A 10,207-nucleotide genomic window follows, 5' to 3' on the forward strand; every position below is an offset into this window, starting at 1 on the left:
GAGTGACCGGCGTTACAGTGGTGGGGACGTGAAGGACGACTATTGAGCACTGTTGCGCAGGGCAGCCCGTGGGTTGCCGTTCGGCCCGAGGATGACGTCACACAGCTGGCGGTGCGGATGTCGTTTGCGCACAGCTCGTTTATCGAGGGGGCCAGGCTGCCTTCGGTAAGACCGAGTGGGGATTCGGTGCGGTCGGTGGTGCTGGATTCGTGGCGGCGCAGCCGCAGCAGTGGGGTGGATCCGGATGGGTTCGGTGGCGCGGTGGGAATGGCCGGGCTCGATCTGCAGCGGTATCGGGCAACACATCCCACGGCTCTGATTCGGCCGGTGGTGCGGAAACTGCTGGTCGAGGATGCGGCGGACGCCGGACTGCTGGTCGCGATCAGTGATGCGCGGGGCCGGCTGCTGTGGGTGGAGGGTGATTCGAAGGTCAAGGATCGTGTCGCGGGGATGAACTTCGTCGAGGGCGCGGATTGGAGTGAGGACCGGGTGGGCACCAATGCGCCGGGGACCGCGCTGGCTCTCGATCATCATGTGCAGATCTTCGGGGCGGAGCATTTCAGCCGGGCCGCGCACGCATTCAGCTGTACGGCCGCACCGGTGCATGATCCCTCGAGCGGCAAGGTCATCGGAGCGATCGATATCACCGGCGGTCCGCGGGTCGCCGCGCCGGAGGTTCTGGCGCTGATTCGGGCGACGGTGGTGGCGGCGGAATCGGAATTGCGACTGCAGCTGCTCGGCGTGCCCACGGTCCCCGATCCCACGACCGCGCGATTGCAGGTGCTCGGCCCGGGCCGGCCCGCGCTCACCGTTGCCGGTGAGCGAATTCGCCTGTCGCAGCGGCATGCCGAGATTCTGGTGCTGCTGGCCGCTCATCCGGAGGGATTGAGCGCCGACCATCTGAGCATGCTGCTCGATGAGTCCGAACTGGATCCGGTGACCGTGCGCGCGGAAATGTCGCGGGTGCGAAAGATACTGGGCGCGAACGGTTTGGCGTCCCGGCCGTATCGACTGCTGATGGACCTCGATACCGACCTCGCCGAGGTGCGGCGGGCGCTGGGCCGCGGTGACGCGGCGGCCGCGATGCGGGCGTATCCGGGACCGCTGCTGCCGCGTTCGCTCGCGCCGGGCATCATCGAACTGCGCGCGGAAGTGCACGGGCGGTTGCGCGCGAGCCTGCTGTCGACCGGTGATCCACGCCTGCTGGCGCGCTGGACCAGCTGTGTGGACGGGCGCGACGATATTGCCGCATGGACCGCGTACCTCGGTTCGATGGATCGTAATTCGTCGGTATATGCCCAGGTGGAGGCGCAGTTGGCACTACTCGATAGAAAGCTGGGCATCTGACCAGCTTCTTGCAACGGTGCTGCAACATGCCCGCTCGTAGTGTCCTGGGTCACACCTGACTGTCATACCCGTCAGCAGATCGAGGAGCCTTTCGATGACTGTCTTCGCCCGCCCCGGCACCCCCGACGCCGCGATGTCCTACCCCTCCCGCTACGACAATTGGATCGGTGGCGAATGGGTGGCGCCGGTCAAGGGTCAGTACTTCGAGAACCCGACTCCGGTTACGGGGCAGACGTTCTGCGAAGTCGCCCGCGGCACCGCGGAGGACATCGAGCTCGCCCTGGATGCCGCGCACGCCGCAGCCCCCGCCTGGGGCAAGACCTCGGTGACCGAGCGCGCGAACATCCTCAATAAGATCGCCGATCGCATCGAGGCCAATCTCGAAGCCGTGGCGCTCGCCGAAGCTTGGGACAATGGCAAGCCGATCCGCGAGACCATGGCCGCGGATATCCCGCTGGCCATCGATCATCTGCGGTATTTCGCGGGAGCTGTTCGCGCACAGGAGGGTTCGCTGTCGGAGATCAACTCCGACACCGTCGCCTACCACTTCCACGAGCCGCTCGGCGTTGTCGGCCAGATCATTCCGTGGAACTTCCCGATCCTCATGGCCATCTGGAAGCTCGCGCCCGCGCTCGCCGCCGGTAATGCGGTGGTGCTCAAGCCCGCCGAGCAGACTCCGGCCTCGATTCTGTTCCTGATGAGCCTCATCGGTGATCTGCTTCCGCCCGGTGTGGTCAATATCGTCAATGGTTTCGGCGTCGAGGCCGGTAAGCCGCTCGCCTCCAGCCCGCGCATCAAGAAGATCGCCTTCACCGGTGAGACCACCACCGGCCGGCTGATCATGCAGTACGCCTCGCAGAACCTGATTCCGGTGACGCTCGAGCTCGGCGGCAAGAGCCCGAACATCTTCTTCTCGGATGTGCTTGCCGCGAACGATGATTTCCAGGACAGCGCACTCGAGGGCTTCACCATGTTCGCGCTCAACCAGGGCGAGGTCTGCACCTGTCCCTCGCGCGCGCTCATCCAGGCCGATATCTACGACGAGTTCCTGAGCTCGGCCGTGGTGCGTACCAAGGCGGTGCGCCAGGGGGATCCGCTCGATACCGAGACCATGATCGGCGCGCAGGCCAGCAATGATCAGCTCGAGAAGATCCTGTCCTACATCGAGATCGGCAAGGCCGAGGGCGCGACCCTGCTCACCGGTGGTGAGCGCGTGGACCTGGGCGGCGACCTGTCCGGCGGCTACTACGTGCAGCCGACCGTGTTCACCGGGAGCAACTCCATGCGGATCTTCCAGGAGGAGATCTTCGGCCCGGTGGTCTCGGTGACCTCGTTCGCTGACTACGACGATGCCATCAAGCTCGCCAACGACACCCTGTACGGGCTCGGCGCGGGCGTCTGGTCGCGGGACGGCGCGGTGGCCTATCGGGCCGGGCGCGATATCCAGGCCGGGCGGGTGTGGACCAATACGTATCACCAGTACCCCGCGCATGCGGCGTTCGGTGGCTACAAGCAGTCCGGTATCGGCCGCGAGAACCACCGCATGATGCTCGATCACTACCAGCAGACCAAGAACCTCCTGGTCAGCTATGCCGGGAAGGCTCAGGGCTTCTTCTGATGCCCGCCCCCGCTCCCCGGCGGGCGCGTGCCACCGCGGCGGCGATGGATCTGCTCCGTCGCCTCCGCGATACGCACGGACCGCTCATGCTGCACCAGTCCGGCGGATGCTGTGACGGCTCGGCCCCCATGTGTTATCCCGCAGGCGAATTCATCATCGGCGATCGTGACGTCCTGCTCGGACTGCTCGACCTGCGCTTGCGGACCGGTGAATCGGCGAACTCCACTCCCGGGCCGGAAGAGGTTGTGCAGGTCTGGATTTCGGGTCCGCAGTTCGCCGCGTGGCAGCACACCCAGCTGGTGCTCGACATGGTCCCCGGCCGGGGTTCGGGATTCAGTCTGGAATCGCCGGAGGGCTTCCGATTCCTCAGTCGCGGAAGGGTATTCGATCCGGCTGAACTCGATGTCCTGAACACCGTCGCGATCATCACCGGCGCGGACTTCGAGCGCGGCGAGCGACCCGCGCCCTCCGCCGAACCCCAGGTCGTCGCCGATGCCGCCGATGCCTGTCCGATCCCCGGCCGCGAAATGCGCTGACCCCCGCGTAGTTGACCCGCCGGGCCATGACTTGCAGCGCAACATCAGCAAGGAATAGTTGCGAGGAACGCAACTTCAGAATGGTGCTGGAGGGTCTGTGCCCGGCCTGGTCGGCCGGGCGGTGCTGGAACTCCGGCTACTGCATCGATCCTGCGTGGCAGGCCGGCAGTGCATCACGCGATGATTCGGTCGGCCAGTCGACGCCCGGGTCGAAGGTCCACTGCGAGATCGGCCCGACGGACTTCCAGTACAGTCCGCCGCCCTCAGCAATGGCCTCGAACGTGTATTGCACGCCGTGCAATCGGGCCGGCGCAGGGCCGACCCGATGGTGTTGAAGTGGAACGGCAGGGCGTTCAGCTGCCCGCGTTGCCTGCTTGCCACTGCTGCCACGGGACTTCCCAGTCACCGTACGTGTCCCACACCGGAAGTGTCGGGCCGCCGGAGTTGGTGATCTCCACGACATCGCCGATGCCGAAGTGGTCGAAGAACCACTGGGCATTGGCGGGCGCGAGATTGACACAGCCGTGCGAGACATTGCTACTGCCCTGCTGGCCGACCGACCAGGGGGCGGAGTGGACGAATTCGCCGTCGTTGGAGATCCGCTCGTCCAGGGCCACGGTCTCCTTGTAGTAGCCGGACTGACCTGCGCAGACGCCGTAGGTGCAGGAATCCATGACGATCGAGGGCTGTTTGTCGGAGATGACGTGCGGGCCCTCGTGTGAGGGGAAGCCGGGGGAGCCGAGGCTCATCGGCATCTGATTCACCTGCTGGCCGTTGTCGAAGATGGTCAGCTGCTCGGTATTTCCGTCGGCCTTGGCGACCCACGCGTCATGGACGGTGTAGTCCGCGCTGTTGTTTTCCGCACCGAATACGCCATCACCCAGGTCGACCCCGAGGACATCGGCCTCGATATGGATCTTGGTGCCCGGCTGCCAGTAGTTGGCGCCGCGGTAGTGCACGTCCTTGTCGTCGACCCAGTACCAGGCGCCCGGCTGGTCGGGAGTGACGGTCACCTTCAGATGTTTTTGCACCTCAGCCTTATTGGCGACGGCGTGGGTGAACTGGAACACCATCGGCTGGCCGACACCGATCCCGGTATTGCTCACCACATCGGGCGCCGGAACGACGTTGGCGTAGGCCGTTTTCGCGGGAGTGATGGTGGTGACCGTCGCCGTGCTGTCGCTCGTCACATCGACGCTATTGGCGGCCTTCGTTGTCACGAGGTAACTCGTGCCGTATCCGAGCGGGTCCTTCGATGTCCAGCTCCGCCGGTCCTGCGCGAGATCACCGGCGATGGCCTTGCCATCGGCGGTATTGGTGACGGTCACGCTGATCAGCAGTCCATCGGTCGCATTCACCACGATCGGTGCGGACGGGTTGACCGGGCCGTGATCGGCCGCGGGGACATCGACCTTCGCCGGGGCCGTGATCGCGGACCCCGTCGGGGTGGACGTGCTCGAGTTGGAGCTGCTGCACGCGCCGATAAGTATGGCGACCGCCGCCAATGCAGTCGACATCACTACCAGTGATCTGCGCCCGCGCATGTCCTTCATCGTCTCCACCTTGTACGCCGCCGAAATTCGCGAACAATCCTCAACCGGCAGATGCCGACCCCAATCACGGTAGGCCACAGTCTGTCCGGCTACCACATGAGGTTTCGGCCCGTCTGCCGTTTCTGCTGGTCACAGCCCGGTAATGGCCCTCGGAGTCGATCGTCGTGATCGAGTCCGGGCGGAGACGTCGTGCGTGTCGCTGCCTTTTCGAGGGGGATGCGGAGTATTGATGAAGGGCATGAGCGAACCCGTTTGCGGTCCATCGGCTCTGATCTCGACACCACAGGCCGGCCGTCAGCAGTTGCTGAACGAGGCGGCTTCCCACCACCGCGCAGCATGCGCTGTCATCGGCAGAGACGTCGACCTCTACTCCGAGCTCGAACTCCAGGTGATTCTGTTCGACGAGCTGGAGCTGTCCCCGACCCCCGACCTCATGACCGACACCGGCTCGCTGCGGCGCCTGCGCGAGCACCACACCCAACCATTCCTGGAACATCTGCTCGCCTACCGCGAAACCATGGGCGCGCTGGGAGATCTCGGATAGGAAATCGGCTTCGCAAGGGCCGCAGTGGTTTCAGCGCAGCACGCGAGCTGAGATACCGGGCGGATGGCAGCAGGATCCGCGCGGGTCAGGTATGCGACATTTCGGGCGGCACTGACGGCCCGAAGCGTGGCCGGGGGGACCTGATCACCGCCAGGTACCGTTGGGCGGTGAACCCAGCTGATGCACGACTCCTCAAAGACGGCGATCTCGAGACCCGCAAGGAAAATCTGCGGCTCCTGCTCGCGCGGGCTGCTGAGGGCGACGCATCCGCCAAGGAAGTACTGCGCGCGCTGGTGCGCGACTATCGCGATTACCACCTGGCGCTTTACAGCCTGGCGCTGAACCGGGCGGAAGTCTTCGGCGACAACAGTCTGAAGGCGCCGCTGCTCGAGTCTCTCGCCGACACTCGGTACAACTGCCAGGCCTGGGCGGCGATGGGCTGCGCGGCGCTCGGCTTCCACGACGCGGTTCCCGGCTTGGTCGCGATGCTGGACCACCCGCAGGAGATCGCTCGCGAGCAAGCGGTGATCGCCCTGGGCACTCTCGGCGACGAATCCGTCGTCCCCGCACTCATTCCCGGGCTGCGAGACTCGATCGCAGGCATGCGCGAACGCACCGCCGAATCCCTCGGCATGATCGGCGGCGAGGCGGCCCTCGCCGCCCTATGGGACGAATTCGACAACCGCCGCTACTACCGCATCGGCTATATCTCCAGTGCACTGGCCACTTTCACCCCCGCCGTCATCCCGAGGCTGTGCCAAGCGGCCGCCGGTGACGACCCGGACCAGCGCTACTGGGCGGCAGTCGCCCTCGGTTCAACCGGCGACGACCGTGCGGTGCCGACCCTGGAACGGCTCATGGCCCACGACCGAGGCTCAACAGTCTTCGACGGCATGGTCAGCGTCGCCGCGAAAAAAGGCCTCCGCACCCTACGCCGAATCCAAGCCGCAATCGCAGCCCGCGCGGCCAGTTAGGCACAGCAGCGAACTCAGAGCGCCGACGCCATCGCCGCGACCATGCGAACGGTACAAACCCCCGAAGCGAAGCTCGCGTACGCGCGGAACTACATGCGCAGCACCGGAGTCATCGATCCGGCACTCGCCGATCGATACGCTCCGCCGATGGCCCGCAGCGACTTCACCACGGCCGCCGCATATCTGCGCGAGGACCTGCTCAGCGACAACCGAGCCGAACTGGCTGCGGCAACGATCCCGATCTGGGAAATCGCCCCGTACTACGCCCCGTCCGACCGCCCGGGCAGCACCGCCGAGGACAAGGTTTCCTACTACAGGAAACTGCTCGGTGCCGCACCCCACGTCACCGTCGTGCCGATACAACCGTCCAAGCATTTCGTAATGCTGGATCAGCCCGGCCCCTTCGCCGACACCCTCCACAGGATCCTCGCCGACCTTCCCGCCTGACCAATCACCCTGGGCCCGTTCGCGATACCCGGCCGGGTATCGCGAACGGGCCCAGAGCGGAGCGGCGCGAAAGGGAAGTGCGCTGGTTCGACCGGCTGCGCAATAGTCTCTACAACGCCGTCGCGGGACGGCCCAGCCGATAACGCCAACCTTTGCGACCGGACAACGGCGGGAGATCAGTTCAGCGCTTCCAGATACCGCTGGCGATGAATTCGTCCCAGAGTTCCCCGGGGAACCACAGTTCCGGGCCGCGGCCATGGTCCTTGGTGTCGCGAACTCCCACCACCCCGTCGCCGAGGTAGACCTCTACGCATTGCTGTCCGGTCTCGGAACGACTTGACTTGAACCACTTGTGGATTGGCGGTCTGCTCACGCCGCGTACTCCTTCGCAATCTTCAGCAAGACGTCTGTCGTGTCGGCTTCATCCAACGCTACCGCTTCCAACGCTGTGACTCCTTCGCGATAACCCTGCACTACGTCGGCCCTCCCGTGATACAGCCCGCCGATGGCGCCTTCGATGTAAACCACCGGCGACTCCGTCACATTGGTGCTCAGGCGCGGGAACTGGAGCAGCGTGAACGATTGAATGGTCAGCCCCCGATGCCCTTTCGAGCCGAAGGGAATGACCCTGATGCTGACATTGTCCTTCCGGCCCATCTCGACCAACCACCGCATCTGTGCGGCCATGACCTCCGGTTCGCCCGGCTGGTGCCGCAGCACCGCCTCCGACATCAGGAAGTTCAATCGGAAGTCGGGGTCGTCGAGCCTGCCCTGCCGTCGCACAGCGAGTTCGACACGACGTTCGACATCGACCGCGGACAACCCTGGACCGCCATCGATGCGAACGACCGCGCGACGGTAGTCCGGAGTTTGGAGCAGACCGTGCACGAGTACGAGTTGGTGTGTGGTGACCTGATTCGCGGCGCTTTCCAGCCGCAGGTAGCGCGGGAAATGTGAAAACACCTGATCGGTGTAGGGCTGCCAGAAGCCGCGTGAATCCCCTTGCTGCTGAGCGACTTTCTCCTCGCTGCGGACTTCGCGCCAGAGCCGCAGCGCCTCCTCGCGGCTCTCTGAGGTTGCCGTGTAGAAATCTAGCAGCCGCTCCAGCTCGACCGTGCTCACCTTGGTCGGCAGGCCGTTCTCCAGGCGCATGATCGTCTGCCGGGAGGTCTCGATGCGTAGCCCGGCGGCGAGTGGCGTCTTCTTGCCCTGCACGCGAATCTCGCGGATGTAGGACCCGAAAGCTATGCGAGAGGCGGCCAATCCAGCCATTTCTTCAGCCTCGCTATCTGGGGAAATGTCCACTGCGGCTATGTCGACGATCGCCGTGTCCATGGCAGAAGTGTGCACCGTGGACACCTCATCTTATTTCGTGGTCAGTCCACCGTGTACTCGTTTCGGGACTCATTTCCGGTGTCTACTGAGAAATGAAGCCAGGCGACGACAGCGCGCAGCCGCCGCAAGGTCATCGGAACCAAGAATCAGCTATGAGCATTGAAGGGATGCCGTAATGCCTTGGGACACATGGGCGCTGTTATCGATACTCGGACTCTGCCTCGCCGTCATCGCCTGGGCCGCATGGGGTTTCTACCGCGACGCCCACCCCGGTGGTGATGCCCGCTCTCTTCTGCTCCCGCTCCTCGGAACCGGTGAACACCTCGCCGTCCGCGCCGGCGGGGGAGCGGGACGATGGCACCGAGGCCAACACCGAGCGGCATAGCTGAAACTCCCGCGCGATCAACGCCAAGTCACCCAACTCACGAGTGGCCTCTGATGGTGGCGACCCGACAAGGCCCACAACCAGACCCCACTCGACGACTCCTCCACCAGGAACTGACGGCGGCAAACAGCGAGAAGGCTCCGCCGCTGGTTCCTGGTCGGCGATATTTCACCTCACTGATGGTCCGGAACTACCGCGCTAGGCGCTCTTCGGATCTGTTCGGCCCCGACTGCGACACGATCGACATCTGCAACGCATTTATGTCCAATCCGGACGTACTCGCGAGCTGGCCGCTGGCGTTCCGGGCGGGCATTCGCCAGGCAGAGGTCTTGGCACAGCAGTTGATCGACGCGGGCTGGTTCTCGCCGAAGCGTTGATGCGCGCCGGGCTGTATGCCCGCCCGCAATCTGCCTCCTGAGATCGGGCTTCCGCCAGAGAGGACACGCTCTCCGTACCCCGGCGCGTATTCAAAGTTATTGGTGATCAACGCATTCGCGCGATATTTGCCGCCTCCGTGTCGCATACTTGTGGCGATCTGGACACAACACACTCAGGAGTCTGTGATGACCGAGTCCGACTACCCGAGCTCGGCGCCGGTGGGGGTGGACACCACCCGTGCCAGCATCGCGCGGGTTTACGATGCGTTCCTCAACGGGAAGGACAACTTCGAGGTCGACCGTGAAGTGCTCGCCCGTGTGCAGACCGTCGCACCGCAGGCCACCGACTTGGCCTGGGCCAACCGTGACTTTCTGATCCGGGTGTGCCGCTTCCTGGTTCGCAACGCGGGAATCGATCAGTTCCTCGACCTCGGGTCCGGGCTGCCGACGGCCGAGAACACCCATCAGGTGGTGCAACGCGTCAACCCCGACGCTCGTGTGGTGTACGTGGACAACGATCCGATGGTTCTCGCGCACGGCCGGGCTTTGCTGGCCGAGAACAACAGGGCCACGATCTCCACCTGCGACATCTTCCAGCCGCTGGAAGTACTCAAAGACGCCTCAGTTCTCGAGAGCTTGGATTTCACCCGGCCGATCGCCCTGCTGCAGATAGGGACGCTGCACCACTACCTCGGCGAGGACTCGGCCGCGCTGATGCAGACCTACATCGACGCACTCCCGTCCGGATCGTTCGTGGCGATCTCGCATTTCTTCGACCCACACGATCCGGAGGAGCCCGAGCTCAGCGAACTGGCCGCGAAGATGGAGGACAAGTTCATCCATAGCCCGATGGGCAGCGGCCGCTTCCGCACCCGCCCCGAAATCCAGGCCATGTTCGGCGATCTGGAGATGATCGAACCCGGATTGGTGTTGTGCGACGACTGGTGGCAGGACGGCCCGCGGCTGCGCATGCTCAGCGCGGTGCGCCACTGCATAGTCGGCGGCGTCGGCCGCAAACCGTAGCGCTGACGGGGGTTTCGTCAGCTTCCCGAGTTGTGGTTAATCGTCGCTCCTCGTGCGGCAGCGAATAC

The 10,207-nt window shown here is 64.7% G+C and carries 10 protein-coding genes; 7 read left to right on the top strand and 3 right to left on the bottom strand.

Features of this window, described 5'->3' with window-relative positions:
- Window positions 1-117 precede the first annotated feature (117 nt).
- From OG716_RS03550 to OG716_RS03560, 3 genes are all read left to right on the top strand, one after another.
- Window positions 118-1,347 (top strand): transcriptional regulator, encoded by a 1,230-nt coding sequence (locus OG716_RS03550; RefSeq protein ID WP_405139499.1) that lies wholly within the window; start codon window positions 118-120, stop codon window positions 1,345-1,347.
- Window positions 1,348-1,441: 94 nt separating this feature from the next.
- Entirely contained in the window at window positions 1,442-2,965 is a 1,524-nt protein-coding gene (gene adh / locus OG716_RS03555) for an aldehyde dehydrogenase (RefSeq protein WP_355126394.1), read from the top strand.
- Window positions 2,965-3,501, top strand: a complete 537-nt coding sequence (locus tag OG716_RS03560) for a DUF779 domain-containing protein (protein ID WP_405136250.1) — start codon at window positions 2,965-2,967, stop codon at window positions 3,499-3,501. Before adh ends, OG716_RS03560 begins: the two co-directional genes overlap by 1 nt.
- A gap of 353 nt (window positions 3,502-3,854) precedes the next feature.
- Here the strand turns inward: OG716_RS03560 and OG716_RS03565 are convergent, their stop codons facing one another.
- Window positions 3,855-5,045 (bottom strand): Ig-like domain-containing protein, encoded by a 1,191-nt coding sequence (locus tag OG716_RS03565; RefSeq protein ID WP_405139501.1) that lies wholly within the window; start codon window positions 5,043-5,045, stop codon window positions 3,855-3,857.
- 247 nt (window positions 5,046-5,292) lie between these two features.
- On the opposite strand from OG716_RS03565, the gene OG716_RS03570 reads away from it, so the two are divergent.
- The 3 genes from OG716_RS03570 to OG716_RS03580 all read left to right on the top strand — a co-directional run bounded on the left by OG716_RS03570 (window position 5,293) and on the right by OG716_RS03580 (window position 7,019).
- On the top strand, window positions 5,293-5,598 hold the full coding sequence (locus OG716_RS03570; RefSeq protein WP_405136251.1) for a hypothetical protein: 306 nt from the start codon (window positions 5,293-5,295) through the stop codon (window positions 5,596-5,598).
- A gap of 167 nt (window positions 5,599-5,765) precedes the next feature.
- On the top strand, window positions 5,766-6,572 hold the full coding sequence (locus OG716_RS03575; RefSeq protein ID WP_405136252.1) for a HEAT repeat domain-containing protein: 807 nt from the start codon (window positions 5,766-5,768) through the stop codon (window positions 6,570-6,572).
- A gap of 42 nt (window positions 6,573-6,614) precedes the next feature.
- On the top strand, window positions 6,615-7,019 hold the full coding sequence (locus OG716_RS03580; protein ID WP_405136253.1) for a hypothetical protein: 405 nt from the start codon (window positions 6,615-6,617) through the stop codon (window positions 7,017-7,019).
- Between the two features lie 181 nt (window positions 7,020-7,200).
- Here the strand turns inward: OG716_RS03580 and OG716_RS03585 are convergent, their stop codons facing one another.
- Both OG716_RS03585 and OG716_RS03590 read right to left on the bottom strand, forming a co-directional pair.
- Complete coding sequence (locus OG716_RS03585; RefSeq protein WP_405136254.1) at window positions 7,201-7,392, bottom strand: DUF397 domain-containing protein; 192 nt, start codon at window positions 7,390-7,392, stop codon at window positions 7,201-7,203.
- Window positions 7,389-8,354 carry a helix-turn-helix domain-containing protein gene (locus OG716_RS03590; protein ID WP_405136255.1) on the bottom strand — a complete coding sequence of 322 codons (966 nt, stop codon included), beginning with the start codon at window positions 8,352-8,354 and terminating at the stop codon, window positions 7,389-7,391. Before OG716_RS03590 ends, OG716_RS03585 begins: the two co-directional genes overlap by 4 nt.
- A gap of 948 nt (window positions 8,355-9,302) precedes the next feature.
- Here OG716_RS03590 and OG716_RS03595 point away from each other — a divergent pair.
- Window positions 9,303-10,139 carry an SAM-dependent methyltransferase gene (locus OG716_RS03595; protein ID WP_405136256.1) on the top strand — a complete coding sequence of 279 codons (837 nt, stop codon included), beginning with the start codon at window positions 9,303-9,305 and terminating at the stop codon, window positions 10,137-10,139.
- Window positions 10,140-10,207: the final 68 nt, after the last annotated feature.

Origin of the sequence: Nocardia sp. NBC_01388, assembly GCF_045040085.1 — a bacterium.
GTDB lineage: Bacteria > Actinomycetota > Actinomycetes > Mycobacteriales > Mycobacteriaceae > Nocardia.